25 protein-coding genes are annotated in these 26,438 nt (G+C 48.1%); 9 read left to right on the plus strand and 16 right to left on the minus strand.

From position 1 onward, the window contains the following. The 11 genes from OXN25_02735 to tatA form a co-directional block, all read right to left on the minus strand. The coding region (locus tag OXN25_02735; protein MDE0423767.1) for a hypothetical protein at positions 1–796 on the minus strand (796 nt) is incomplete at its 3' end. 65 nt (positions 797–861) lie between these two features. Further along, positions 862–1,824, minus strand: a complete 963-nt coding sequence (gene trxB, locus OXN25_02740; protein MDE0423768.1) for a thioredoxin-disulfide reductase — start codon at positions 1,822–1,824, stop codon at positions 862–864. 57 nt (positions 1,825–1,881) lie between these two features. After that, a complete protein-coding gene (locus OXN25_02745) occupies positions 1,882–2,703 on the minus strand; it encodes a methyltransferase domain-containing protein (GenBank protein MDE0423769.1) in 822 nt (273 codons plus the stop codon). Beyond that, on the minus strand, positions 2,700–3,500 hold the full coding sequence (locus OXN25_02750) for a class I SAM-dependent methyltransferase (protein ID MDE0423770.1): 801 nt from the start codon (positions 3,498–3,500) through the stop codon (positions 2,700–2,702). Before OXN25_02750 ends, OXN25_02745 begins: the two co-directional genes overlap by 4 nt. A 40-nt stretch (positions 3,501–3,540) precedes the next feature. Next, positions 3,541–3,942 carry a cupin domain-containing protein gene (locus tag OXN25_02755; GenBank protein MDE0423771.1) on the minus strand — a complete coding sequence of 134 codons (402 nt, stop codon included), beginning with the start codon at positions 3,940–3,942 and terminating at the stop codon, positions 3,541–3,543. Between the two features lie 125 nt (positions 3,943–4,067). Continuing rightward, positions 4,068–4,829: a LamG domain-containing protein gene (locus OXN25_02760; protein MDE0423772.1), complete on the minus strand. Its 762-nt coding sequence runs from the start codon at positions 4,827–4,829 to the stop codon at positions 4,068–4,070. Positions 4,830–4,901: 72 nt separating this feature from the next. Then, positions 4,902–5,675: a LamG domain-containing protein gene (locus OXN25_02765; GenBank protein ID MDE0423773.1), complete on the minus strand. Its 774-nt coding sequence runs from the start codon at positions 5,673–5,675 to the stop codon at positions 4,902–4,904. Positions 5,676–5,866: 191 nt separating this feature from the next. Then, a complete protein-coding gene (locus OXN25_02770) occupies positions 5,867–7,564 on the minus strand; it encodes a CRTAC1 family protein (GenBank protein MDE0423774.1) in 1,698 nt (565 codons plus the stop codon). Positions 7,565–7,595: 31 nt separating this feature from the next. After that, entirely contained in the window at positions 7,596–8,828 is a 1,233-nt protein-coding gene (locus tag OXN25_02775; GenBank protein ID MDE0423775.1) for a tetratricopeptide repeat protein, read from the minus strand. Between the two features lie 19 nt (positions 8,829–8,847). Beyond that, positions 8,848–9,168 (minus strand): carboxymuconolactone decarboxylase family protein, encoded by a 321-nt coding sequence (locus OXN25_02780; protein MDE0423776.1) that lies wholly within the window; start codon positions 9,166–9,168, stop codon positions 8,848–8,850. A 120-nt stretch (positions 9,169–9,288) separates the two neighbouring features. Further along, positions 9,289–9,501: a twin-arginine translocase TatA/TatE family subunit gene (tatA, locus tag OXN25_02785; GenBank protein MDE0423777.1), complete on the minus strand. Its 213-nt coding sequence runs from the start codon at positions 9,499–9,501 to the stop codon at positions 9,289–9,291. 413 nt (positions 9,502–9,914) lie between these two features. Between tatA and serA the strand changes: the two genes are divergently transcribed. The 7 genes from serA to OXN25_02820 all read left to right on the plus strand — a co-directional run bounded on the left by serA (position 9,915) and on the right by OXN25_02820 (position 19,667). Continuing rightward, positions 9,915–11,501: a phosphoglycerate dehydrogenase gene (gene serA / locus OXN25_02790; protein ID MDE0423778.1), complete on the plus strand. Its 1,587-nt coding sequence runs from the start codon at positions 9,915–9,917 to the stop codon at positions 11,499–11,501. 90 nt (positions 11,502–11,591) lie between these two features. After that, the gene (locus OXN25_02795) at positions 11,592–12,998 is read left to right on the plus strand and encodes a hypothetical protein (protein ID MDE0423779.1); all 1,407 of its coding nucleotides are present in this window, start codon (positions 11,592–11,594) and stop codon (positions 12,996–12,998) included. Positions 12,999–13,075: 77 nt separating this feature from the next. After that, entirely contained in the window at positions 13,076–13,903 is an 828-nt protein-coding gene (locus tag OXN25_02800; GenBank protein MDE0423780.1) for a phytanoyl-CoA dioxygenase family protein, read from the plus strand. A 116-nt stretch (positions 13,904–14,019) separates the two neighbouring features. Then, positions 14,020–14,811: a LamG domain-containing protein gene (locus OXN25_02805; GenBank protein ID MDE0423781.1), complete on the plus strand. Its 792-nt coding sequence runs from the start codon at positions 14,020–14,022 to the stop codon at positions 14,809–14,811. Between the two features lie 203 nt (positions 14,812–15,014). Continuing rightward, the gene (locus OXN25_02810; protein MDE0423782.1) at positions 15,015–16,094 is read left to right on the plus strand and encodes a Gfo/Idh/MocA family oxidoreductase; all 1,080 of its coding nucleotides are present in this window, start codon (positions 15,015–15,017) and stop codon (positions 16,092–16,094) included. A 42-nt stretch (positions 16,095–16,136) separates the two neighbouring features. Beyond that, a complete protein-coding gene (locus OXN25_02815) occupies positions 16,137–17,372 on the plus strand; it encodes a class I SAM-dependent methyltransferase (protein MDE0423783.1) in 1,236 nt (411 codons plus the stop codon). Positions 17,373–17,504: 132 nt separating this feature from the next. Beyond that, positions 17,505–19,667 carry a hypothetical protein gene (locus OXN25_02820; protein MDE0423784.1) on the plus strand — a complete coding sequence of 721 codons (2,163 nt, stop codon included), beginning with the start codon at positions 17,505–17,507 and terminating at the stop codon, positions 19,665–19,667. Between the two features lie 107 nt (positions 19,668–19,774). Here the strand turns inward: OXN25_02820 and OXN25_02825 are convergent, their stop codons facing one another. Further along, entirely contained in the window at positions 19,775–21,352 is a 1,578-nt protein-coding gene (locus tag OXN25_02825; GenBank protein MDE0423785.1) for an efflux RND transporter periplasmic adaptor subunit, read from the minus strand. Continuing rightward, a complete protein-coding gene (gene msrA, locus OXN25_02830; protein ID MDE0423786.1) occupies positions 21,342–21,884 on the minus strand; it encodes a peptide-methionine (S)-S-oxide reductase MsrA in 543 nt (180 codons plus the stop codon). The genes OXN25_02825 and msrA overlap by 11 nt, the downstream gene beginning before the upstream one ends. Positions 21,885–22,055: 171 nt before the next feature. On the opposite strand from msrA, the gene OXN25_02835 reads away from it, so the two are divergent. Next, the gene (locus OXN25_02835) at positions 22,056–22,691 is read left to right on the plus strand and encodes a HEAT repeat domain-containing protein (GenBank protein ID MDE0423787.1); all 636 of its coding nucleotides are present in this window, start codon (positions 22,056–22,058) and stop codon (positions 22,689–22,691) included. A gap of 2 nt (positions 22,692–22,693) precedes the next feature. Here the strand turns inward: OXN25_02835 and OXN25_02840 are convergent, their stop codons facing one another. From OXN25_02840 to OXN25_02850, 3 genes are read right to left on the minus strand one after another with little or no spacing between them, the layout of a single operon-like run. Further along, the gene (locus OXN25_02840) at positions 22,694–23,665 is read right to left on the minus strand and encodes a DUF6178 family protein (GenBank protein MDE0423788.1); all 972 of its coding nucleotides are present in this window, start codon (positions 23,663–23,665) and stop codon (positions 22,694–22,696) included. After that, positions 23,640–24,455, minus strand: a complete 816-nt coding sequence (locus OXN25_02845; protein MDE0423789.1) for a DUF6178 family protein — start codon at positions 24,453–24,455, stop codon at positions 23,640–23,642. Before OXN25_02845 ends, OXN25_02840 begins: the two co-directional genes overlap by 26 nt. Before the next feature lie 49 nt (positions 24,456–24,504). Then, positions 24,505–25,269: a sugar phosphate isomerase/epimerase gene (locus OXN25_02850; GenBank protein ID MDE0423790.1), complete on the minus strand. Its 765-nt coding sequence runs from the start codon at positions 25,267–25,269 to the stop codon at positions 24,505–24,507. A 323-nt stretch (positions 25,270–25,592) separates the two neighbouring features. Between OXN25_02850 and OXN25_02855 the strand changes: the two genes are divergently transcribed. Continuing rightward, positions 25,593–26,372 carry a hypothetical protein gene (locus tag OXN25_02855; GenBank protein MDE0423791.1) on the plus strand — a complete coding sequence of 260 codons (780 nt, stop codon included), beginning with the start codon at positions 25,593–25,595 and terminating at the stop codon, positions 26,370–26,372. Positions 26,373–26,438: the final 66 nt, after the last annotated feature.

The raw sequence follows: 26,438 nt of genomic DNA on the forward strand, positions 1-26,438 counted from the left end.
CTTGTTGTATACCTTGTTGTATACCTTGTTGTATACCTTGTTGTATACCTTGTTGGTAACGTTCTTCTCCAGTTGTTTGTAAAAGGTGTTCATAGATTGAAGATTCTCGCATGACTGCCTCCGATAAAAAACTACTAATTGCTTGATGCGGATGAATTAACCCACTCATGACCCATTGTGATACGAGGAGATTGCTCCGAATATCTGCAGCGAGTGAGAGTGTCTTTGTTCTTTCGTTACACTGAATTGCCCATTGGAGCCCTTCCATACCAGTTGGAGGCTGCATCAACGGCGCAAACGGCATGAGTCCAGCATTTTCTGCGTCAAAAACAGATTGACCCTCAAGTTCAATCAGACGAATCACTTTGTACTCAACGATGAACCGATAGTTCAGCACGTCTTGCCTGTAACCGCCTGGATCATTCCGCCCGGCATTCGGGCGGAGATAGATAACGTGAGAAAGGATTGGTAAGCCGTATCGTTCGTAGCATCTGCCGAGATAGCCTACGTTGCGGCGCGCCATTTCGACAGCTGTACTATCGCCTACCTGAAATTCAATATGCGCCAAAACGAGTTCATCGTCAAGTCGTACTTTTATAAGACTGTCTGTCCGGCGAATTTCAACATTTGTGAATTCGCTTTCCACAAATTCTACAACCTGAAAATCAATGCGTCCCAAGATTGTCCTCAAAATGTCTTCAGGAAATTTCTGCAAAGCATTTTTGGTCACAATATCGTATCTACCGTGCGGCAAGGACGCAAAGTCTGGATCGGGCTGCTCTCTGATGTAAGCCATATCAACAATTGTACTTTAGTCTGTTGGTGAATATCAACCTTCTTTACGGTTCACCTAATCCGGGATCAATTCCCCGGATAGGCGCGGTTCTCTAATTCAGCGATGAACTTTTCAGCGGCGATAGCGGCTGCAGCACCCGCACCGGCAGCGGTAATCGCTTGGCGGAATACATGGTCATGCACATCACCAGCGGCATAGATACCGTTTATGTTTGTACGCTGCATATCGTCTACAACGATGTATCCTTGTTCGTCCATAGTTATGACATCTGTGAAGAGTTCTGTGTTCGGGATATGTCCTATGAAAATGAACACACCGTCAATCGGGAATCGTTGCGTCTCGCCGGTTTTGACGTTTTTGAGGGTTGCACCCGTCACTTTTTCCGTATCGCCGTTTATTTCTTTCACGATCGTGTCCCAGATGAACTTGATTTTGTCGTTTTTGAAGGCACGTTCCTGCATAATCTGACTTGCTCGGAGTTGATCGCGACGGTGGACGATGTATACTTCGGATGCGTATTTGGTAAGAAAGATGCCTTCCTCTAACGCTGCGTCTCCGCCACCGACAACGATGAGTCGTTGGTCTTGGAAGAAAAACCCGTCACACGTAGCACAGTAGGATACACCGCGTCCGCCGTATGCCTCTTCACCGGGAACATTGAGGGTGCGCGGAGAAGCACCCGTGGCTATGATTACGGATTTGGCGCGGTACTCTTTCTCGTAGGTTGTAACGGCGAACGGGTGTTGAGAGAAATCAACGGCTGTTACGGTGTCGAATTTGACTTCGGTGCCGAACCGTTCTGCCTGTTCTTGCATGCCTTGTATGAATAGACCGGCTTCGTTGCCGAAGAACCCGGGATAGTTTTCCAAGTCAAGCGTCAAAGAGAGTTGCCCGCCGAGTGCGTCGCCTGTGATAAGAACGGGTTCAAGCATGGCGCGGGAGGTATAGATACCAGCGGCAAAACCGGCGGTGCCGCCGCCAATAATCACGATATTTCGATCTTCTATGTTGTTTGTATTGGTTTCCATTCTATTTTTTCATTTCCTTTAGAAAGCTTTGAAGATAGCAAGGGTAACGCCTGGCATCTATAAACACAACCGAGGAATTCCGTCAATAATTGGGTAGCATCGCTCGCATGTTTTGCAGTAGAAACTTTGTTCTTCTTGTATGATTTCGCCTTTACACTGCGGACAGACGAGAATTTCTTGTAATGTTTTTTTTTGACGGGTTCGGTTTCCTTTTCTTAAGAGCGATTTGGCACGGGAAACGATGCTCCGTGGCACTGCGCTTTTGAGCAGCGGTAACCACTGACTGTGTGCCGAGGTTTCTTTACCTGCCGCGACGAACTTCTCAAGGGTTTCTGGACATTCCAGATTGAGCGGAGACTTTTGTCCTTGTCGTATTTCGTAATCTATTTCGCCTTCCCATTCGTATTGGACGAGGAAGAGGTTGTGATGCGTAATGTGAAACCGCTTCCAGTATTTATCTTTCGCCGCCAGTGTATGAAAAAGTTGTCCAAATTGAGGACTCATGCTGTTCTTTTGTAGTATCAAACGGTTGTCAATTAGGTTGACTATCCAGTTATGGTAGTGCCATCCGTAAATCCGCTCGCCGATTTCAGACGGCGTTTCGATATAGCCGCGGTTCGCTACACGCGTCAATTCGCTAATAAGTTGTCTCGGATCTTCGACGTGTTCCAAGATATGTGAGCAGATAACATAGTCGAATGCGTTGTCTGCGAAGGGCAGAAACTGCCCATCGGCTTCTACAATCGGTCGGTCGGCGATGATTTTACCGCCTCGCTGTTCATCGTCTTCTATGAATTTGTCGCACAAAACGTCGGAACGTGCTTTTGGGTTATGACCGCTTCCTATCTCTAAGACAAAATCGTCGGCGCGAATGTTCATTTTTGGACGACCATAGTGATATAAGGACTCAGGTACGGGAAAGCACCCGCGATGATTCTGCCTTTTGTACCGAACCCGACAGCCTTTTTGACGACAGTGAATCCATTGCGTCGGAAAAATTGGGCGAGATCAATAGGGCTGGCGTAATACGCGCTGTCAGCGTCGCCGCCGATGGCATCTGCCTGCAAATCGGGTTCACGGTAGATAAAGTTCGGTGATTTCGTAAAAAATCGTTTCCTTATGTGAAGCCTGCAGTTTCGTATAAACTGTTTCAGTGCTTGTTGCTTTGTTTCACCCCAGACAGGTCTACCTGATTTGCCCGCCATCAAAGATAACCAATCAAAGAGTGGGATTAAGGGGGAACAGAGGTTCGGTCCAGAGAGCACAATCCTTCCACCCTTGCGAACGACCCGTATCATTTCGGTGAGTGCTATTTCGACATCGGGCAGGTGTTCAATCAGTTCGTTGGAACAGATAACATCGAATGACTCACTTTCAAAGGGGAGTTCCATCACATCACAGACGTGGTATTGGAGCCGTGGATTTTCCGATTCTCGGGCTTCTTCAAGGAAGAGCGGGGAAATATCTGTGCCGACGACATCGAAGCCTCCCTGATTGAGTAACCGCGCCGAGATACCGTTTCCACATCCCAGGTCGAGTATCTTGGACTGAGGGGGTGCATGACGGGTGACCAATTCTACGTAGTGTCGGAGGTAGTCTTCATCGTGAGCGTCTAAAAGTCTCTTATAGGTTTCCGATGTCTCGTAGAATTCGCGCATCCGTTGACGGATTGACACTGATGTTTCAGATATTGGCGTTCCAAGCATTTTTAAACGGTTATGATCGGAGTGTGTTCCACGGTGCCTGATCGTACACATCGATAAGTTGGTACCCTTCTGCACCTTTGGATGGGCTCAACGTGACAAACAACTTTGCGGGTTGATCGGAGACGTTAAAAGAAGCATGAACCATATCAGCAGGAATAAATACAGAGTCGCCTACGTTTAGGACCTGTTTCTTGTCTTCGAGCCACTGTTCGACGCTGCCTTCTATAACGTAAATGACCTCTTCTTGTTCGGGATGTTTATGGAAGTCGTGTCCATATCCCGGGGAGAGGCTAACCTCCATGGCGACGATGTCTTTGGCGTTTGTGCTTTCTGGACGGCTCAGCCACCCGATTGTCCCCCAGTCGAGTTCGTCCCGTTCTACGTCTGCGGACGCGATAAATTTTCCGTTCATAGGGTTATGGATTCTCCTTTTTTAATGGCTGTCAGCAATTAGCAATTGGCGGTGAGTAGATAGCAGTTAGTCGCTACTACCTACTCACCGTCGGAAGTCGGTTTAATACGCCGAGAGCAAATTGATTACCTTTGAGATTTTACGGTTGCCCACGTTGTGGCTAATTTTCCAAGTGGATTGACCGGTGTCAGTGATGTATCCATCTCGGCGCGAATCTCGTCTTCGTTGAGCGCACGGTTCCAGATACGGACTTCGTCAATGAGTCCGAGGAATTCGCGGTTGCCTTCGTGTGTTTTTCCAACGAGTACATCAGCGGTGTCAGCGGCTCCTGGTAGCGGATTTTGACCGTCGAATTCGCCAACATTTTCACCGTTTAACCAATACCGGTGTGTGCCGTTATCTACGTGGGCGACAACATGCTGCCATTCATTGAGTGCTACTGTGCCCGTACAAACACTACCGCTACCACCGGCACTGAGGTGGAGGCATTCGCTCGGAAATTCAGTGTAAAAACTGTAAGAGCGTGGCCCGTTACCTTTTGCGAGGATACCTTGCCAGCGTTGGGCGTTGGGCCCTTGATGACGTTCTGCATTAATCCACGCCATGACAGTGACGCTCTCATCAACAGTAAGAATATCAGCATGTGGTACTGTAACCCAGTCGCTCTCACCATTCAGTTTGAGTGCGTTACCGAACTGTCCGGCAACTAACTCAGGGGTCCCAGCGATAGTGCCGTTGTTTCCGTACTGCGAATGATCGGTAACCGTGTCGCCATCAAGTTCATCAAAAGAGAAGTAGAGGATAAGCGAGTCATCAGACGGATCTGCAGCATAGACGAAAGATGCTGTTAGTGCGAGGGTTGCTAATATAGAGAGGAATATTTTCATTTTTTCTCCGTGTTTTGATAGCGGAAGGCGCGCTTAGAAGCGGAGTCCCGATTCCAAAGCGCGCGGCAGGTTTTATCGTTCTGATGTTTTCAGATGTCCCCAAGTCGTCGTAAGTTTCTGGCTTGGGTCGACGGCGAAAATCTCGAAGAAGCCCATGTCCATCTGTTCCTGAACTTCTTCTTCACTCAAGGCGCGGTTCCAGATACGGACTTCGTCGATGAGTCCGAGGAATTCGCGGTTACCTTCGTGCGTTTTCCCAACGAGGACGTTGGCGGTATCCGCTTTGCCGGGCGGGGGTGGTTTTCCTGGGAAGTCTCCCACATTTTCACCGTTTATCCAATACCGGTGTGTGCCGTCGTCGACTTGTGCGACGACGTGTTGCCACTCATCAAGTTCGACTTTTCCGTCGCAAACGCTTCCTGCGCCCCCGACACTCAGGTGGAGACATTCGCTTGGAAATTCGGTGTAGAAACTATAGGAGCGGGGGCCGTTGCTCTTCGCAACGATGCCTTGCCACCGCTGTGCAGCGGGCCCTTGATGGCGTTCTGTGTTAATCCACGCCATAACAGTTACGCTCTCATCAACGGTAAGAATTTCATCGTGTGGGACTTCAACCCAGTCGCTCTCACCGTTGAATTGCAATGCTTTGCCGAATTTTCCGTCAGCAAGCTTCGGGTCGCCCATCATTTCGCCATCGTTTCCATACAGTGAATGATCGATAGTGGTGTCCCCGTCGACTTCATCGAATGAGAAGTAGAGGATAAGCGATTCCTCTGGCTCATTTAGTCCGTAGGCAGCAGCTGCCGCGAACACGATGAGAGTTAGGATAATAGATAGGTTTCTCATGTTACCTCCATACATAAAAGTCTCTTTCAAAGCAAGGCGAAATATAAACCCGCCTGCCAAGAGGAGCATTTTACTTTTTAGTGTAATTAGTGTCCTGCCCAGATTCAAATTAGGGGTATCTGTTTTGCCATCGGGTGAGGAAACCTCACCCCTACGATGAACAATCCTTAAAATTCAAAATGGATAAAGCACTAATCTATAGGAACGATCTTTTGCCCTTCGACTGCGATGAACCGTTGGTTGACAGGCAAATGGGTCTCTGTGTCGATGTGTCCACTGGTCCAGCGAATTTCGAGGCGTTCAATCTGTTCCGCTTTGCCAACGCCAAAATGGGCGCGCAGGTCGTGGAAAGAGAGGTAACTCCCGCCACTCTGCACCTCCCGATATTGGACGTGTGTTCCGGTTACGACCTTAATTCTTGTCCCAATTCCAGAGCGGTTGCTTTTTTGTCCGACGGCTTGGATTTGTATCCAATTGTTCTGGTTGCCGACGATGTTTTGGAGCAGGTCTGGACGTTGATTGCAGTTGGTAACGAGAATATCGAGGTCTCCGTCGTTATCATAATCACCGATAGCAGCACCGCGACTCACTTTTTTGAGAGCCAACCCGTCCGTCTCTGACGTAACGTTCACGAACGTGCCGTCGCCTATATTTCTGAACAGCAGATTTTTCTGAGGATAACTGACGTGCTTTTCAAGGGCAGTAATGTTATCCATCAGGTGTCCATTGGCGACGAAGATGTCTTGGTGTCCGTCGTTATCGTAGTCAAAGAATCTGATGCCCCATCCCAAGTAGCCGTGTGTTACTTCTGCGATGCCTGAGGTGATCGTATTGTCGGTGAAAAAGGTGCCGTCGTGGTTACGGTAGACAGTGTTAGTTTCCGTCTGATAGTTGCTGACAGTCAGATCGGGTCTGCCGTCGTTGTCGTAGTCACCGAAATCCGTTCCCATTCCGGCTTCCTCTTTCCCCATATCATTATAGCACACCCCCGAAATTAATGCAAGTTCTAAAAAGTTGCCGTTCCCGTTGTTTTGGAATAGGAAGTTTGGATTTTGATCGTTTGCGACGTAGAGGTCTATATCGCCGTCGGTGTCGTAATCCCCGAATGTTACACCTAACCCGTGCTGTGGATGTAAGTTTGGTGGTTGGTATAGATTCGATGCATCCGTGAATGTGCCGTCTCCATTGTTTTTATAGAAAGTATCGTGAGCTGCTGGATACGCATGGGGTCCACAATAGACATGAACGCCTCGTTCCTCACATCGGATGTCGTTCTCTGGTGTGTATAGGGCATAGTTGGCTATATAGAGATCGAGATCGCCGTCGTTATCAACATCGGCGAAAGCGCAGCTGGTGCCCCAGTTCGGATTGCCGACACCTGCGTGAGTTGTTAGGTCTGAGAATGTGCCGTCTCCGTTGTTTTGGTAGAGTTGGTCTTCACCGAAGTTGGTGACGTAGAGGTCAAGGTCTCCATCGTTATCGTAATCGCCGACGGTGGCCCCGACACCATAGGCAGTGCTGCCCACGCCTGTTTCCGCAGTGACATCGGTAAAGATGCCGTCGCCGTTGTTTCGATAAAGCGTATTGGGTTGTGCTTGGTTTGATCGACTATCTGTTTGAATTGCGCCGTTGACGAGATAGATGTCGAGATCGCCATCATTGTCATAATCAAAGAATCCGCCACCAGATCCGAGGAACTCGTTGAAAAGCCGCAAACCGCTCCTGCCGTCGGTATGCACAAACGTCAGTCTTGCAGAATCGGTGACATCAACGAAGATTTGTTCCGCTGACACGGGCGCGCAATATTGGAAACTTATGAATATCGTTGTAATTATTGATGCGAAAAAGCGATAGGCGTGTCTGATGTTATTAGGGTCGTTTTTTTGCATAAGGGTAGGTTCAGCGCGGTGTTTGCGTGTCTTACTTTGAACGTTCCAAGTTCTGCAATGCCTCCCAGGCGTCGCTATCATTTGGGTCAATCTGTGTGATATGCCGGTAGAGGTCTATCGCTTTCTGAAACTGCCCTTGTTTTGTGTAAATTTCGGCTAATCCGTGATACGCCAACGTAAGTTGTGGCATTTTTTCTATTGCTGCTTGTAGATGTGCTTCTGCTTTGTCAAACGACGTTAGTTGGGTATAGAGCCAACCGAGTCGGACGTGTGCTTCTACAGCATGAGGATTGCGTTCAAGGACTTTTTCAAAGAGCGGAATCGCCTGCTCAGGCTTATGGAGATTCATGTAGAGTCGCGCCAGTTTGTCGTATCCGACGGCAGACTTTGGATTCAACCGAATCAGTGCCTGATATGTCGTGATTGCTGCAGTGATGTGCTTGTGTGTAAGGTGTATCTCTGCTAATTTCAGTCGGAGGGTGGTGTTCGTAGGGTCTTCCGCCAAGGCACCTTCGATTGCATAGGTCCGGTCGTAGTAGGTTTTCATCTGCTCGAACAATTTGAGTTGTTCCATTGCTTTCGTTGTATTGCCGAGGAGCCGGTATGCTTTAGCGAGATTATAGTAGTTACTCTGAATGTATGGCTTTTTCTGGATTGCTTTCTGGTAGTGTTCGACGGCTTGCTGCGGTTTGTGCTGCATGAGGGCAATCAAACCGAGCCATTCGTAGACTTCGGCGAAATCGGGGTTGCGTGCGAGGGTGTGTTTGAAGGCTGCGTGTGCCTCGTCGAACTTCGCTTGGTGGGTGTAGATATAACCGAGTCGGTAATGTGTGTCTGCCTCGGTCGGACATCTCTGAACGGCTTCTTTGGCGTGCTGTTCCGCGATGTCCAGCTTGCTCTGTTTGCAATAGATTTCAGAAAGCGCGAGATGCGTTAATCCGTGAAGCCTGTCCTTTGTGGAGGGATCTCTTGGATTTGCAATTTTGAGAATCTTATTGAACGTCTGAATTGCTAATTCCAATTCGTCTTGCAGTTTATAGACGTTCGCCAGTTGAAAGCGTACGTGTGCGTTTGTGGGTTGTTGCGATAGAATGGATTTAAAGGTATCCACTGCTTGTGGATAGAGCCGCAATTTGGCGTATTCCACGCCTTGTTGAACCGTTGCTGTCGTTTCGGTTCTGCAGACGGCGGGTATGAACCACAAAAGAGTGGTCAGTATCAGAACTGCACGGAGACATTGGTGGTATTTATGACCTGTTTCCATACCGATTTTCCTGAGCGAACTACGACTGTTTGTCCAGTACATCTTGAATCCAAGACAGGGCAGCCATGCTCGAGGACCAGCCAATGGAAGTTATTGCGAGGAGTGCGACCTGTTGTATTTCTTCTCTCGTGATACCTTCTCGAAGGGCGCGGCGGGTGTGCGAATGTACAGCACCCTCAGATTTGGCACCGATAGCCAATGCGAGTTTGACGAGCCTCGCTGTCTTTGGGTCAAGAGGACCGGCGGTACCACACGCTTCACCTAATGCTTGATAGGCTTTCCAGACTTCGGGGTATTCTTCAATGACATTCTGAAGAAAATCGGGTAATTTGTCGTTCATTTTTAGTTGTTAGTTATTGGTTGTTGGTTACCAGTTAAAGGTAATATTCTATCCGGTGCGGTTCCAAACCGCACCTACAAAATTTAAAGTAGGAATAGCGATAGTAGAATCAATGCGTTTCTATCCGGTTTTCTCTTTTGGGGGTATTCCATTTTTCTGTTGTGCTTGTGTTGTGGTTTCGGTTTCCTCTGACTGTTCTTCGTTGAGACCTTCCTTGAAATTTGTGACACTTTTACCGAGTCCGCGCGCCAGTTCAGGTAGGCGTTTCCCGCCGAATATGAGTAACACAACAGCCAACACAATTAGTAATTCCCATGGACCAAGGCCTAACATATTTATGCCTCCGTGTTTGACGTAATATTTGTGCATTCTGAGGATGCACGAAATGTATTAGCGTATATATTACCATATTAAAAAAAATGTGTCATGTAAAATTGGCAGGGCCATTCAGTTTTCCAATAATTTACATCCGGATGCCCAACTTGTTGGGGAAAAGTGTGCTGTCCCGAATAAATTCGGGCTTCCGGAAGCGTGAAGGCTTTACATAAGTAAACTTAACTCTTAAAACTAAATAGCCCTGTAAAATTGGTTATTGGCGATTGGCTATTAGCGATTAGCAGTTGATTTCAGCAGTGGACGGGCGCGATAACAATTTGACTGCTCTAAAAAATGCTATTGACAGGGGAGGCGAGGCGTGCTATAATTTAGAGGTAGTTTGCGACGCGAATGGTGGAGGGACCTGGCTTATGAACAAGGTGCTGGTCAGTGATCTGCTGTCACAGCAAGGTTTGGATGTTTTAAAAGCGAGTGGTGATTTTGAGGTGGATGTTAGCCTGAATCTCTCGCAGGAAGAATTACTGGACCGGATTGCTGACTACGATGCCCTACTTATCAGAAGTGCGACGAAAGTAACAAAGGATATTATTGATGCCGCGACGCGGTTGAAAGTCATCGGGCGTGCGGGTGTTGGTGTGGATAATATTGATGTACAAGCGGCGACACGGAACGGTGTTTTGGTCGTTAACACGCCAACAGGAAATACAATTGCGGCGGCGGAGCATACGATTGCGATGCTGTTGGCGTTGGCGCGGAATATAGTGCCCGCAGGAATTTCGCTGAAAAACAGGAGTTGGCACCGGAACGATTTCATTGGCGTTGAGTTGTACGGGAAGGTTTTTGGCACTGTGGGGCTCGGTAGGATTGGACGGGAAGTCGCGTACCGGGCACAAGCCTTTGAGATGCACGTCATCTCCTACGATCCGTATATTTCAGCGAGCGCAGCGGAAAGAATGGGCATTCGGCTTGTGGATCGGGAAACGCTATTTAGAGAGTCGGATTACATTTCTGTTCATACACACCTGAACGCCGAAACCTATCATAGTATCGGCGCGTCAGAGTTTGCGCTGATGAAACCGAGCTGCCGCCTGATTAACTGCGCGCGCGGGGGCATTATCGATGAAGCTGCGCTTTACGATGCGCTGAAGATAGGCGAACTTGCTGGTGCTGCGCTGGATGTCTTTGAGGACGAACCCGCAACCGATACACCCCTATTGGACTTAGAGAATTTCCTTGCTGTTCCACACCTCGGTGCATCAACGTCTGAGGCACAAGAGCATGTTGCTGTTGAAGTCGCACAGCAGGTGATGAACGCACTTCGCGGACTGCCCGTTGCCAATCCTGTGAATCAGCCCAAGATTGATCCACGAACGCTTGATATTTTCGGCCCTTATTTGGAACTTGCCGAGAAAATTGGAAGTTTTCACACGCAGATTGTTGAGGGACGAATATCAGCGATTAAAATCCACTATAGCGGTAGTCTTTTCCAGCAGGAGGATGTAACACCGGTGACAGTTGCTTTGCAGAAAGGACTTTTGGCACCCGTGCTTAGGGACGTTAACTACGTAAACGCGCCTTTTCTGGTGAAGCAACGCGGCATCTCTGTTACAGAAACGAAGAGCGAGACGGAGGCGGATTTTGCGAACTCGCTGGCGATTACGGTTACAACGGACAAAGGTGAGTCAGTGATTGAAGGTACTGCTTTCGGCAGAAAAGATATCCGTATCGTTCGCATTGATCGACTTCATATAAATGTAAGACCGACAGGGTATATTCTCCTCATCTATAACCGCGACCAACCCGGTATGATAGGTCTGATGGGGACAATCTTAGGAGAGCACGGGATCAATATTGCGGATATGACGGTCGGACGTTCCCGCTTGTGGGAGCGTGCTGTGACCCTTATTAATGTGGACAGTCCTGTACCTCGGCACGTTTTGCAAACAATCGCTGCACAAAAGCAGATTGACTTTGTTAAGCAGGTCTTTTTGCCGTAGCAGTCAGCCGTCAGGGCGTTCGCTCCGAAAGCCGAAGCCATTTTCAGCGGTCAGTAGTCAGCCGACAACTTATAAAAAAGGACAGAACACTTGGATGCCAAACAGAAATGTCTATTTATTAATGACGAAATTCCGAAGGCAAAGTTATTTGAAAGCGAAAAGCGGGAGGTCCATCCCGATTGCAATACTTCGTGGCGTATCTCGCCAGAACCGTTTTGGATTTCTGAAACAGACTTGAAATGGTTTGAAGAGCTCGGTTCGCATCTTTTAAATTTTTATCGGGCATGCAACCTACTCTATTCACAGAGCGTTCGCGGGATTCAACCCGCATGGGTGGCTGAGTACTTGGAATTCGGGAAACCGGAGATGGTTATCCAATATGGACGGATGAACCGTTTTAAGAGTCAACTGCCCGGCGTACTGCGTCCAGATATTCTCCCGACGGGTGATCGGATGGTGATTACAGAACTTGATTCGATACCGGGTTTCATCGGTGGGACAGGCTGTCTGGCGCGGTTATATGCGCAACTCGGCTATGCTATCATTGGCGGTAGCGACGGCATGGTGACTGGATATGCGGAGATGATCCGCGCTTTGGCGAAGAAAGAGGATCCAGCACTCGCAATCGTTGTTTCAGATGAATCCGAAGATTATTGGGCAGAGATGGTGTGGCTGGCTTCGGCACTTTGTGAAGTCGGGCTACAAGCTTTTACTGTCAAGCCCCATGAAGTAATTTTTACCGAAGATGGGTTGCTGGTCGAGAGTGGAACGGGTCGGGTAGCAGTTGATGTGTTATACCGTTTCTACGAACTGTTTGATCTGCTCAATATCCCGAAAGCCGAGTTAATGCTCTATAGTGCGAAGAAACGCACCGTCGTTATGACCCCACCCCCGAAATCCTACTTAGAAGAGAAATTGTGCCTCGCGCTTTTCCATCATCCTACACTTCAACCGTTTTGGAAACGTCAACTCGGCAAAAGAAGTTATCCCTTTTTACAAGATGTGATTCCAGAGACATGGATTGTCGATGCCCGTCCGCTGCCCCCGCATGCCGTGATTCCTAATTTAGAGGTGGATGGGAACGCTTTGACGGATTGGCGGCAGCTCGGTTCCGTGACGCAGAAACAACGGGAATTGGTTATCAAACCGTCTGGTTTTTCGGAGTTGGCGTGGGGTAGCCGTGGCGTGGCGATTGGACACGACATCCCGACGGAAGAATGGGTAGCCGTTATTGAGAACAGTCTTGAGAATTTTGAGAGAAGTCCATACGTCCTGCAGAAGTTCCATACAGCGGAGCGCGTGCGGATGCAGTATTACGACTTTGATCGCGAAGAGGTTCAGGAGATGGCGTGTCGTCCACTGCTCCGTCCGTACTATTTCGTGACGGGGGATACGGTGACGCTCGGGGGTATGCAAGCGGCGGTCTGTCCTGCGGATAAGAAAATTTTACACGGTATGGTGGATTCGATTATTGTGCCGTGTGCCGAGAGGCAATAGAAGTGTAGGGGTGGTTTTAAACCGCGCTGGATTCGCAAAAGTCGCAAAAAAAGAAAAATAAGGAAGGTGATTCAGTCATGCAATTGAGTGAGAAGCAGTTGGCGCGGTTCCGAAGTGATGGGTATCTTACCATTGAAGGATTTTTCGACCCGATTGAAGCGAAAGTCCTCCGTCTGGAATTGGAACGGATTTACGATACGGAACTCAAAAATGGGACAGGTATCAACTGTGCGGTGCAAACGGATGGGACTCAACGGGACAATGAAGGCGAAAGGCAGAATCTTCAGGTCATCCCGCTCAACAACCGTAGCGATTTGCACAAAGCGTTACCGTTTCATCCGAAGGTCATTTCTGCTGTTCAGCAGTTGATTGGCGATGAATTTATGTTGGAACTGGATCAGGCGTTCTGGAAACCGCCTAAAGTCGGTATTGGCACGAGTTGGCATCAAGATAATGCCTATTTCAAAATTGCGGACCCATTACGTGGCACGGCGATGTGGATTGCTATTCACGATGCGAACGTTGAGAATGGGTGTATGCACGTCATTCCGGGCAGCCATCGGGAGATGTATGAACACTATCGTGACCCGTTGAGCGACCATCACATTCGGTGTGATCCGCCTGAAGAACGTGCGGTGCCGATTGAATTGAAAGCGGGTGGTGTTCTCTTTTTCTGTTATGGTGTGGCGCATTGTACGAAGTCAAACCGCTCTGATAAGGAACGCGCTGGGGTTGCGCTTCATTTCCTCCACAACGATTTCGGTGGTAAGGAACTCTGGGAAAAGAATAACGCAGCGAAACCGATGCTTCGGGGTCCGCTCGCAACGGGTGGGGAAGCCGAATTCGGTGAGAAGTTTGAAGGCAGATGGGAAGAACTTATGAACGCTGTGCTTACATCTGGTTAACGTGGATATTGCGGAAAAATATGTTGTATTCTCTATGCTACCGTGATACACTCTAATCACTTCCGAACAAGTTTGTGTCTTTAGGTATAAGATGACTTTACAGGAGGACGGATAGAATGAAACGGATATTTAGTTACGTAGCGTTATGCTGCGCTCTGATGTTTATAGCAGTAGGTTATGCTACAGCAGATTTAGCGGAAGGGCTGGTCCTTTACTTCACGTTTGACAATGTTAATGGCAAGACGATCCTTGATGATTCTGGCAATGGACTTGATGCCGATGTTATTGCGAATACCGATTTTGTGGATGGCAAATACGGGAAAGCAATTCATATCACTGCCCTGGGGATGGATTGTGTGAATGTTCCTGCGTCTGATGAACTGAAAATCACCGGCGAGATTACAATGGCTGCGTGGATTTATCAAGAAAGTTGGAATACGGATGCACAGTGGTTCGATAAAAATTGTCATAACGGCGGCGAACACAGTTCTTACGGTATCGGTGCTTTTAACGGCGGCGCGAACTTCAATATGTTCTTAGGTACGGGGAACGCCAGACCGACATTAAGTCAACCACACGGATTGGACACGGATACGTGGTATCACGTCGTTGGTACTTATGACGGTGCAACCATGAAGGTTTATGTGGATGGTGAGGTCGCAGCGGAGCAAGACCAGAAGATTGACTTCCAAGGCACGAATGACCAGGATTTGCGAATTGGATGTTCTAAGGACAGACCGAATTATACCTTCGAGAACGGTTCTATTGATGAGGCGGCTATTTGGCGGCGTGCGCTGAGTGAGGATGAGATTGGTGAGATAATGAATGAAGGGTTCCTCGCAGTTTCGCCGCTTGATAAAGCTGCGACAACATGGGGCAATGTTAAGCGGACAACTATTGGTCGCTAAACATAGAATTTCGTAAAAATCAGGGCAGACGCAAAATTGCGCTGAGAGAGTTATCTTGCTACGTCAGAGACGCTACATACTACGGGAACGGTGCGGTTAGAAACCGCACCTACGGAGGGTGTAAGTCCTAAACGTTGAACGGCACAGGTGTTAGCCTTAAAAAATGGGAAGTACCTGTGCCTTTTCTATAGGGACAGAAAAAAATGGTAAAAATCGGAATTATTGGTATCGGGTTTATGGGCATGATCCACTACTATGGGATTCAGCGTGCCACCGGTGCCGAAGTGGTTGCTATTTGCACACGCGACCCGAAAAAACTATCTGGTGATTGGACGGGTATTCAGGGCAATTTTGGACCCCGCGGGGGTATGGAAGATCTCTCGAACGTCCGGAAATATAGTGAGATTGACGAGCTCCTTGCGGATGAAGAGGTCGATTTGGTTGATATTTGTCTGCCGACACATCTCCACAAATCTGTCAGTATGGCATCCCTTGCAGCTGGGAAACATACGCTCGTTGAGAAACCGATCTCAATCTCTATGGACGATGCGAATGAGCTTGTTGAACTGGCGGAAAAGATAGGCGTGGAGCGGAAGGCTGCGCTACAAAGTCCGTGTTTTCTGATGGTGGCGCATGTGTTACCTTTCTTCGCTGAATATGCGTATGCGAAGCGGGTGGTCGAGGAAGGAAAATACGGCAAATTGCTCGGTGCACATTTCAAACGTATCACCTCCAGACCGGGGAGGCCACGAAATATCGATGACCTCGCAAAAAGTGGCGGTCCGGGGATTGATTTGCACATCCACGACACGCATTTCATTCAATTGCTCTGTGGCGTTCCCGACGCTGTGTTTTCGCAAGGTAAACTTGTAGGTGCTAACTATGTGGAGTATTTGACGACACAGTACATCTACAACGATAAAGATATTTCCGTGAGTTGTTCATCTGGCGGGGCAACGCAGCGTGGACGTGCTTTCTCGCACGGGTTTGAAATCTATCTCGAAAATGCCACACTGCTTTATGATTTCTCGACATTGGCGGGTGAAGCGTCTACTGCAGTGCCGTTGACACTTCTGAATGACGAAGGAGAGGTCGAACAGGTGGATTTGGGAGATGTTGATCCGATTGATGCTTTTACTGCTGAACTTCAATACGCTGTTGACGCGATTGATTGGGAAAACGAACCGGCGGCACTGTCAGGGGTCGGTGCAAGGGACGCGTTGTTGTTATGCTATAAAGAGGCGGAATCGATTAGGACTGGCGAGATTGTAGCGATTCGCTAAATAATTTGGTAATGCTGTAGGTAAGGATGGAAGAGTAGAAGGATGGAAGCAGGAGCAGGTTGGAAGCAGGGCAGGATTGGCAGGTCGAAAACAAGGAAGGATGAAAGAAAAACCTCTTCCCCCAATCTTCCAGTTTTCCAGTCTTCCAGTGTTTTTTATTCCGTTAGTAATATCGGCGAACTGTATGTTCCTCTTGAATGTCGAGAGGCTGTTTTCGCGCGGGCACGCGTCAAGTTGTTCGCGCATCAGGACTTGAGACATCTCAATCGGATTTTTACACATATCCGACACGGCGGCGTTGCGGTTGTAGAAGGACAATGGGAACAGATTACGGCTGTTATGGACTATATCCAACGCCACAAACAGGATTTAGTCCAACAATCGCAGCGTGAAGTCAAATCACGTGATCGAAAAGAATCGCGCGGAAGATCTACAAACCGTGCTTTGCAAGCAGCCTTAGCGCGCCTCATGTGTTGGGCGGATGCGGACGGAATATTACAAGTTGAACCACCATTTGTTCTCCCCTACCTATTGGAACTTGCCGGTGAACCTCCTGGCGCGAACGAAGGAAAACCTTTTCTCCTATCTCTGACAAAAATCCAACAGATTCAGAATGCGCTGGCGGATACGTATCCTATTCCTGCGCTTGATGCTTCGCTTGTGGCTTCCGAGAATGTCCTTGCGCCGCGCTCGCAGGAGACGATTGAATGTTTTCAAGAAGCGTTGCAATATGTCCGTCAAGACGCGCCTGCTATAGTTGCGGATATTGGGTGTGGAAGTGGGTGTTTGACCTTGTTGGCGCGACAGGAATTGGGGGAACAGGTTGAAATATATGCATCTGATCTGCTTCCCGAAGCGGTTGCGACAACGAAGTTGAACCTTCAACGACTTCTCACAGATTCAGACGCTGTACACGTCATGCCCCCGGGTGACCTATTTGATCCTTTTCCCTCACATCGGTTTGATGCGATTATCTTTAATGCGCCGTGGGTTGTTGCCCGTGTTCGCACGCGTGCTGAGCTCGCTATTCACGATGAGAAGCAGGAGACGGTGAAACGCTTTTTTTCGCAGGTGTCAGATTTCTTGAAGCCTGATGGGACGGTTTTATTGGGTTATGCTGATGCATCGGGACCGAGGGTAATTAATAATCTTGAAGCGATAATTGCGGAAGCTGGTTTTAAGGTGGACACTTCCTTTAACAGGCGGGTTGCGACGCATCGCTCTAAACGGAAGTGGGAGCAGATTCGGGTGTATGTGTTGCGGCGGGTGTCTGTCTGAAGCAGGATTTACAGGATTATAACAGGATTGACGGGATTGGAAACCTCTTCTGCAGGGTTTTTTTTGATTTAGGGTTGACGCATCGGTCGGAAGGTGATATGCTAAGAGAAAATATCTGTGGAGGTTGTGGACGTGAGCACGCCGGATTACTCCAACCAAGAAGCACTTAATAAAGCACTAAACATATATCGTACTTGCATGCGCGGGTTTATTATCTTGCATTTACGGCAGATTCCGGGGACGACGGTTGAAGACGTGGTTATTGAGTCTGTGAGTGATTGGCGGGCGGATGCAATTGATAGTGCTTTGAACGCAGGCAAGGACATAAAATCTATAATTGACATTGATGACTTTCCACTGCTTGTTACTCGTAATTGGGAAAATATTTTTAAACAACCACTTGACGACGACAAGGGGTTTGGGAATCAGCTTTGGCTTATAAAGGACTGTCGGGACCAGAGTTGGGCACACCCAGATGAAGGAGCTGCTGATTCCGAAGGCACTCGGGCATATTTTTTTCTTATTGCTGAGGTGCTTCGTAAAATCAAGAGTTCTGACAAACAGCGTGAAGTTGAGGCTATCCGGGATGAGCTCTTTTCTGATGATACTGTAGAACGTCTCGAAAAAGCAGAAAAAGACAGTGCCGAATATAAAAAATCGCTTGCGGAAGCGGAGAAACGCTTAGCATCTGTGGCATCAGAGAAAAACGAATATAAAGAAAAAAACGCGGTGCTTCTGCAAGACATAGGTGAAAAAGAGAAACAACGTAAGAAATTAGATAGGCAGGTGAAGAGTGCGAAGGAGAGGCATAACAAACTTAAAAGTGACGTGGCAGGCGTGGAAAAACGTTTAGAAGAATCCGAAGCAGCACAAGCGGGGTATAAAAAGCGTCTGGAAACTACAGATGAGAGACTAAAGGAAACCGAATCAGAGTTGGCAATTGTATTAGACCAACTCGCAGCTGTACAAGCCGAGAATAAGGATATTATGACGCGTCTTGCAGCTATGCCAGACCTATTCACGACGGCAACGTTGACATCAGAAATTCGACCTATATTTCCTACGTTTGATACGGATTCTTCTGTCCGCATACTTGATCGACGCGGTACAGATAAACAGAATTACCTTTCAAATCTATTAGAACAAAAACGCCCCACGCTTATCTATGTCCAAAGTAAAGAAAAGGTTAATCAGTTGTTGACAGATGTTTTACCAGAAAAAGCAGGTGTGATCGAAAAATTCTATGAAACTATGACTGAGGCGGAAGAAAAAGAGATTTTGGAAAAACTTGAGAATGATGAGTTAACTGCTGTGGTGTCAAATGCGACCTTCTCTGCGTTGACATCATCACACCCTTTTGAACATTTCGTTTTCTGCCATCTTGTTCCGAGTTTAGATATATTCTGTGAACGGTGTCAACCTGCTTTTACATCAACAAGAAATGTGTACTTGCATCTCATCTACGAAAGTAAACAAAATATTGAAGGGTGTCCAAAGGATGAAACGATAAGAGAACTCTACAAAGAATTGCAAAAGCTCGCGGAGGCAAATGATGATTTTATTAACTATGAAAATATCTATGACGCATTAAATATGAAAAAATTGGAGGTTGAAACAGGACTTGTTATTCTTGAGGAGTTACAATATCTTGAACAAAAAAAGATGGGTATCAAACTTTTGCAGTCCTCTGGAAAACAATTGGAAGAGTCTGTAACTTATTATAATGGAAAGAGGCTCAGAGAGGAAGCAGAGAATTCTCCAGCCTTTCAATATGAACAGTCTATTGAACAAATTTGGGAGTCAATATCGGAGAAAGTAAATGTAGACAATGAGCTCATATTGCGTGAAAACAACATTTCAACCAAACTTGAGGAAATTACCGTTGAACCCCTGACGGAGAGCGTCGAAGGGATTTACGAAACTGCAGCAAGTGAGTTTGTCACAGTTTTAGAACCTCAGGGTGCTGTAAGCCAGGTTCGCGAGCCCAGACTGAGCATCGCTGACCGTTATGTGAAGGAGACCACCGAGGCTGATCGCGATAAACTTGCGGTTCAGATCGCGGTGCTCCGGATTAACACAACGGGTTCGAGACCCTTGGCATGGAAAACAATCCGGGCAGAATTCGGACTTAAGGAGGACGAGTTCCACAAAGTCATTCGCCTTTCCCCGGGATACCGCAAGGCGGTCATTGACCGGATCAAAAGCCTCAAGGTACAAGAGGGCGGTTGGGAATACTCTGGAAAACTCGCCAGTCTCACCGGCATCGACGATATTTCCGAGGATGAGTTGAAGTAACTTGTCCGCAACTATAGGTGTCGGGGCTACCTTATTCTGACAAAAAACGGTGCGGTTGGGAAACCGCACCTACTGGGTCCATTAAAAAACCAGTCTACGGTGCGTCTTTATTCACGAATAATAGACACCGGTGTTCCTTCTTGTAACCGGTGTTGTTCGCTCACAATCACTTGTGTTCCGTTGATAAGTCTTGAGGTAATCTCGATTTCCCCACCATAAACAGCACCAACATTTATCTGTTCTCGGTGCGCTGCATTTTCCCTAACAGTAAAGATAGTCCCGCTTCCGTTCTGAATGTGTAAGACGGCGCGCATGGGGAGTAATTGTACGTTTTTGCGTTCGCCTGTTTTGATGGAAACTGTGATTGTGCCCCCCGGTTTCAGACCACTATTATGAGAGAGGGATCCGGCGGCGTTCGGTACGGTTGCTTGGACAAGCACTGTGTTGTTTTCACGATCAACCGTTGGACTGATAAAGTCAATCGTGCCGACAATATTTTGAATGCCAGCGTTCGTGGAAATCAAAACGAGTTCGCCGGTGTTAATGCGACGTGTATCCCCGACTGGCATACTCCAAACGGCTTTGAGGCGATCAACACCGATTATTGTAAATATCGGTTTCCCCGTAGGTGACGCGGCAGATAGCGCGTAATCATCCACATTTGAGTGGCGTGTTGCGATAACGCCGTCAATCGGGGATTTAATGATAGCGTCACTCAATTGTTCCCCCGCGATTTTAAGTTGTTCTTCGGCTTGACGGACCGAGGCGCTCGCGATTTCAATCTCACGTTCCCACGATTTCGCTTCCACCAGTTTCTGTGCTGCACTGAAATCAGCCTGCGCTTGTGTAACTTTTGATTCTGCTAAAGCGATCTCGCGTTCCCACGCACGAATTTCCACGAGTTTCTGGGCAACATCTAATTCTGCTTTTGCCCTTTCCACGGACGGATGCCTCGCACCCTCCTGAAATTGGTTTGCTGTAACGACGGCTTCTTCGTAGCGGGTTTGTGCGACTTTCAAGCGGTTTTCCACTCCTTCAAAATCGCTATCACTGACGTGCTGTTTTTCATGAAGCGACTTTGTGCGTTCAAAGTCTAACTGTGCTTTGTCGAGTTCGACTTTTGCCCGTGTCAACGACTGCTCTGCATTTGTTTCCGATTTTTCGATGGATTCCTGAGCTGCTTGGTACGCCGCTTCTGCCTGCACGAGTTGATTCCGAATACGCATCTCGGCAAGTGACTTCGTTTCCGTCAGCTGCGACTGCGCCGTCATTAGCGTTTCCTGTGCAACGGCTAACTGAGACTCAACGCGGCCTTGGGCGTTTGCTTGTGTTGCCGTGAGTCGAGATTGTGCGCTACTCAGTGCTGATTCTGCGCGTATCACAGCGAGTGTGGCTTCACTCAAATCGGTCTCTGCGAGTACATCGCCTTTCGCGACATTTTGTCCGACTGTTGCACCCAATGCAACAATTTTCCCCGAAACATTGGCGAATACTTGGACTTCTGCTTGTGGTTCTAAATGTCCAGTGTACTGCTTAGCGGAAACAATCGTCCCGCGTCTCGCTGTTGTAACGGATACGGCTACCGGCGATGTTGCTTCTTGGGCGATTGCATCGCCGACGCTCAAACAAGAGATGATGAGGAGGAGTTTTATCACGGACGTTTTCAGCATGTGTCTATTGGTCATTTTTGAGTTTGTCCTTGAAATCTTTTGTGAATTTTTGCATCTTCGGATGGATTATGAATTGACAGTAAGGCTGCCTTGGATTCAGTTCAAAATAGTTTTGGTGGTAATCTTCAGCAGAATAAAAGGTATCGCTTGGTGTAATTTCCGTAACGATCGGTGCCTTCCACAAATCGGATGCGTCCGTTTCTGATTTAGATTTTTCAGCGATGCGTTGTTGTTCTTCCGTGTGATAGAAGATCGCCGAACGGTATTGGGTGCCGACATCAGCACCTTGGCGATTTAAGGTTGTTGGATCGTGCGTGTGCCAAAAGACTTCCAATAATTCTTCATAAGAGATAACACTCGGATCGAATTGAATCTGAATCACCTCAGCATGGCCGGTCATTCCCATACATACTGCCTGATAAGTCGGGTTGACAGTCGTTCCGCCGGTGTATCCTGAGATGACCTCATGAACGCCTTTCAGTTGTAGAAAGACTGCCTCAACACACCAAAAACAACCTGCGCCAAATGTCGCTGTCTCTAATTGCATTTTTCATTGGCGGTTTTCGCGTCGTGGCGAAGTCCGCGCCTCTCCTTTTACTGGTTATTAGTTGTCAGTTGTTGGTTATTGGTTAAGAGCCTCACTTGCAAAAAGCAGAGAACTGTGCTATACTTATGACCTATGAAACGCTTTTTCTTACTTTCCATGTTTCTATGCTTGATGGCATGCCAATCAGAGGATCAACGGGCAAAAGCATTTGTTAACCAACTGGGTGACACAGAAGTGTTTCGTCGCACTGAAGCAGGAGAAGCCTTAGTCGAGATGGGCCCCGCGGCGATTGATGCCCTGATTCAAGGGTTATCCCATGAAAATCCTCAGATTCGTGAGATGTCCGTGTGGACGCTCAGCGAGATTAAGACCCCGACGGCTCGCGTTGTGCCTGCAATTATCACCTCCCTCGCCGATCCAGAGGAGACAGTCCGCGTTGTCGGTTCGGTCGCGCTTCAGGGTATAGGTGAACCCGCCGTGCCGTATCTTATTGATGCCTTAACCGCAGCACCGTCAGCGGATATTCGACTGAATGCCGCCTATGCGTTAGGCGAAATCGGCAAACCACTGGATACAATCATTCCAGCCCTCATCACCTCCCTCACCGATCCGGAGTGGAACGTCCGTCGACTTACCGTCCGTGCTTTGATTCGGATAGGCACGCCAGCGGTTGATCCATTGGTTAAGGCACTGAATTCACCGGATCAAGATCTCCGTCGCATGGCAGAACGGGCGTTGAACGACATGGGCACTGTGCGAGCACTTAGGGCAATTACAGAAGCAAAGCGACGGTCACTTGACCGCTGAATCTATTCAGCGGAGATTCTTTGCCCCTCAGTCCGAAGGCAGTCGTCCCAATAGGAGACAGCATACGTTCTTACAGCCTCCGGTTGATGTCCTTGCTCAAGGTACTGCGAGACCCAATCGAGCAGCTGTTGTCGGAGAGAAGGTCGAATTTCACCGTCAACGTAAGCAAGTTCGTGGAAGTCCTGCCGGGTATCTGCGTCTAACTGGAAATCAATTTGACGATACAGCACAAGGTTAACTATCAATCCAAGCGTGAGCTGCTCAATAGGATTCGGGAAAATGCTAAGCGGCGGATCGAGCGCGAATAGATTTTCTTGTGGTAAGGCGTGAACGTAGTGGCATCGGTTCTCGATGCACGCCAGCTGCCGATCAATGGTGTCAACCTCAGCCAAGTGGATGAATGCTCTTGGAAAATCCGCCTCTCTGATTGTTACCTGAAGCGTCCGAATCGTTGTCCTATAGGTGAGCAACGCCTTTAGAAATTCGAGTTCCGTCTGTGTATAGATTGGGATGCTTTCGGTTTCCATGTCCGTGTAGTTTGCCCCGAGAATCCGTTCTTCATCCGATGTAGGGGGCAGGATTGCGCCGTTGTCCAAAAGATGTCGTGCTCTCTCTAACAACTTTTCTGTTAACGTATTGCCGATTTGGAAGAACTTGACGACCCGGTTTTTGCGAAGGAGACGAACTGCTTTGTCAAGATCGCCTTTGCTGCCGTATTCTAATCCAAGACTGGTAAGCGTAAATGCGGTTTGAATGTGCGTTCGGAGTGCCGACTCATCCGAGAGGTTTTTCGTCTTCATTGTGATGAGTTTGTGGGCAATAGCGGCGATGTTCTGGTAGAGCGTATCCGCCTGTTCACGCGGAATGCCGTCGAGAGTATCTCCGTGTGCCAATGCCTGTGCGAGGAAGAGACGGCTATCAAGCGTTGCATCCGCTACAAGGGAGAATCTATTCGTCTTTGTTGTCGAGTGCATCGTCGTCGTCATCCTCATCAAGCGTAAGTGATTCTAAATCGACCTTTTCCATGAGATCGGCTTCGGTGACATCAATACCGGTTTCCTTATCACGCGCCTGGACGCGTTCGGCTCTATCCGCTTTTGCGGCATCAAAAACAGCAGCGAGTTCAGCTTCGACATTGCCCTCGGCATCAATATCAGCGAGTTCGTTGATAAGTATTCCGAAAATCTCATGGTCTGCTTCCCAGATGGCATCGCAAATTGCCCGTGCGCGTTCGTCGGCATAGTCAATTGCAGGCGAGCCTGGGTCCATCAATTCATTTTCGAGGAACATAGCGGTGTATTGACTTTTGACTGTGATGCGTCCGTGGAGAAGGGTTGCTAATAATCGGAGGTCGAGTTCTCTGAGGAACCGTCCGAGGTCGTCCCGTTCGCATTCAGAAAGTTCAAAAAGCCAGAGGTCCAATGACTCTTCATCAAGTTTTCCATCCCGCCAAACGGCGATGTCAAGGAGTTCCTCAAATTGTTCGTTTGAGAGGCACGGCAATAGGACCGAGGCGAGTCCTGTACCGAGCATTGTATCAAGGACTTGGAGTACATCCTCGGTAGTACTTTCCTGAATAAGTTCGGTACAGTCAGGTACGAGATAATAAAGCTGCTCGCGTGATTTTGGGTTACGGGTTGCAGAGAGTATCTCTAATTGTTGATGCTTTTCGTAGCTTTGAAAGAGTAGTTCTGCTTCGCGCGTTGGTAGAGACAGAAGTTTCTTACTTTCGGAGCGTGGAACCATTGTTTTCGGACTGTTCATGCCGATTCTCCATTATGAAACGGGTTCGGATACCAAGTAGCACCTTACTTCAAAAGTTATTCCTCACGAAATTGAGGTTTTTCGCTGCGGATGCCACTGGATCATCTTTTCCGGGCGTTTCCAGTACGAACCAACTGTCGTATCCAATAGCGTGAGTAGCGTCAAAGACTGCGGGGAAATCGACATCGCCTTCGCCAGCGTGATTGCCGCTTGTATCCTTGATGTGCATCTGTGAAATAGCAGAACCGAGGCTCCGAATCTCGGCTGGCGAGTCGTAACCGAATCCGGTGGCGTTACCCATGTCATAGTAGACCCCAACGGCTGATGAACCGACGTTATCAATAATTCTTTGGTGCTGTTCTGCGCTTAAGGTTGATTCCACTGCGAGAGAGATGCCATATTTTTCGGCGGTTTCGGCAGCGGCTTTCAACCCGTCTATGAAACGTGGTGCGTCGATGTGGTCGTCCTCGATTTTACCGTTCCCAAAAAACGGTACCAGGATCACCTTCGCACCGAGTTGCGGTGCGGTCTCTGCGAGATATTGCAGCTTCGCGATGCCTTCGCTCCGTGTGCTATCAGTCGGATGCATAAACGAATAAGCAGTAAAACCACCGGGTGATAGTGAGGGGATTTCGACACCGGCTGCTTCTGCTAAACTGTTTACCTTGTCGATACCGCCATCCTGCCAGAGCAGATGCTCACGGTAGTTGACTCCCATGCAGACTTCGACACCGTCGAACCCAATTTCTTTTGCTTTCTGAAACGATTCTTCAAACGAAACGGGTAACATTCCGTCCCTAATACCTACTTTCATAGTCTCCTCCCAAAGGATATAATCTACGATTCAGACTGAGTTTTGGATTAATTCTGAATTTTAACATAGTCTTAACCCGAATTGCAAGGAGATCTGCATTTTTTTAGATTTGTTTCCTTATAAGGCGTAAACTAAAAGTTGAGGCTACAAATCCGAAGTTGGAAAGTTGGAAAAAATAAAATTGATTTTTTTCAATCAATATGTTAATATACTTTCGTAACTAATTATCTGTACGGACGAACCAAAAGTCATCTGAGAGGAAAAGTATCCTCTTTGGATACCAACAAATATCGTCCTGTACAAAAAAACAGAGAGGGTATGTAATGAAACAGATTACTTGCATAGTTGGAATACTGCTTTTGTCTGTATGTCTCATTCCTGGTGTTTTTGCCCAGAACTTGATGAGCGATGAATTCCAGGGGACGGGTCAAGACCTTCAGTCCTTCTGGCAGGTCAAGGATGGCGATAAGAGCCCTTGGGAGCTGCAAGATGGATTGCTGGTTGCCGAAGCGGGTTTCGATCAGAATGTATGGACTGACGATACATCTACACGTTTTTATCAGATCACGGATCAGCAACAGTTTGACATTGAAACGTCAATGGTTGTTGATTACGCCGACGCTTGTACTGTGGCAGGCATCATCGTGTATTCTGCGACAACAAAAGATCACCAGGACCGTGATGGTCAGTGGGTAACATTGAAGTTGTGGGGCCGTGGTGCTGCGCAAGGCAACAATGCGGTGCTTCAATACCAACGTCGTCAGAATGATGATGGGGCTTTGGGATATGTTGGTACACAAGTCGACTACAACCCAGACCAAGGTGTTATTCCGATTGAGCTCCGCGTCGCGCGCGATGGCGATGATTACGAGTCGTGGTTCAAACCGAATGCAGAAGGCGATTGGGTCTCGGTGAGTACAGTGACCAACGAACTCGAAGATCCGCTTGAGGTTGGCCTCTACGTCGGTATCTGTGAAGGCGCGAGTGCTACGGGTCGGATGACTGTTACTTTTGACTATTTCCTGGAGGCATCCAGCCCGGCGACACCGGTTGACCCGCGCGACAGGCTCGCTGTTACGTGGGGTGAACTCAAAGGACAGTAATCGCGAAAGTTGTTTGTAGTTTTTCTGAGTTGCTGGCGGCTCTAATGCCGCCAGTTCTTTTATGAG

It is taken from the genome of Candidatus Poribacteria bacterium, assembly GCA_028820845.1.
Lineage (GTDB): Bacteria > Poribacteria > WGA-4E > WGA-4E > WGA-3G > WGA-3G.

Coding starts and splice junctions, on each gene's coding strand:
- OXN25_02855 (MDE0423791.1), top strand. CDS start 25,593: ATGAAACAGATTACTTGCATAGTTGGAATACTGCTTTTGTCTGTATGT.
- OXN25_02825 (MDE0423785.1), bottom strand. CDS start 21,352: ATGACCAATAGACACATGCTGAAAACGTCCGTGATAAAACTCCTCCTC.
- OXN25_02760 (MDE0423772.1), bottom strand. CDS start 4,829: ATGAAAATATTCCTCTCTATATTAGCAACCCTCGCACTAACAGCATCT.
- tatA (MDE0423777.1), bottom strand. CDS start 9,501: ATGTTAGGCCTTGGTCCATGGGAATTACTAATTGTGTTGGCTGTTGTG.
- OXN25_02835 (MDE0423787.1), top strand. CDS start 22,056: ATGGCATGCCAATCAGAGGATCAACGGGCAAAAGCATTTGTTAACCAA.
- trxB (MDE0423768.1), bottom strand. CDS start 1,824: ATGGAAACCAATACAAACAACATAGAAGATCGAAATATCGTGATTATT.
- OXN25_02800 (MDE0423780.1), top strand. CDS start 13,076: ATGCAATTGAGTGAGAAGCAGTTGGCGCGGTTCCGAAGTGATGGGTAT.
- OXN25_02840 (MDE0423788.1), bottom strand. CDS start 23,665: ATGCACTCGACAACAAAGACGAATAGATTCTCCCTTGTAGCGGATGCA.
- OXN25_02745 (MDE0423769.1), bottom strand. CDS start 2,703: ATGAACATTCGCGCCGACGATTTTGTCTTAGAGATAGGAAGCGGTCAT.
- OXN25_02775 (MDE0423775.1), bottom strand. CDS start 8,828: ATGGAAACAGGTCATAAATACCACCAATGTCTCCGTGCAGTTCTGATA.
- OXN25_02755 (MDE0423771.1), bottom strand. CDS start 3,942: ATGAACGGAAAATTTATCGCGTCCGCAGACGTAGAACGGGACGAACTC.
- OXN25_02770 (MDE0423774.1), bottom strand. CDS start 7,564: ATGCAAAAAAACGACCCTAATAACATCAGACACGCCTATCGCTTTTTC.
- msrA (MDE0423786.1), bottom strand. CDS start 21,884: ATGCAATTAGAGACAGCGACATTTGGCGCAGGTTGTTTTTGGTGTGTT.
- serA (MDE0423778.1), top strand. CDS start 9,915: ATGAACAAGGTGCTGGTCAGTGATCTGCTGTCACAGCAAGGTTTGGAT.
- OXN25_02765 (MDE0423773.1), bottom strand. CDS start 5,675: ATGAGAAACCTATCTATTATCCTAACTCTCATCGTGTTCGCGGCAGCT.
- OXN25_02810 (MDE0423782.1), top strand. CDS start 15,015: ATGGTAAAAATCGGAATTATTGGTATCGGGTTTATGGGCATGATCCAC.
- OXN25_02805 (MDE0423781.1), top strand. CDS start 14,020: ATGAAACGGATATTTAGTTACGTAGCGTTATGCTGCGCTCTGATGTTT.
- OXN25_02780 (MDE0423776.1), bottom strand. CDS start 9,168: ATGAACGACAAATTACCCGATTTTCTTCAGAATGTCATTGAAGAATAC.
- OXN25_02815 (MDE0423783.1), top strand. CDS start 16,137: ATGGAAGCAGGAGCAGGTTGGAAGCAGGGCAGGATTGGCAGGTCGAAA.
- OXN25_02845 (MDE0423789.1), bottom strand. CDS start 24,455: ATGAACAGTCCGAAAACAATGGTTCCACGCTCCGAAAGTAAGAAACTT.
- OXN25_02850 (MDE0423790.1), bottom strand. CDS start 25,269: ATGAAAGTAGGTATTAGGGACGGAATGTTACCCGTTTCGTTTGAAGAA.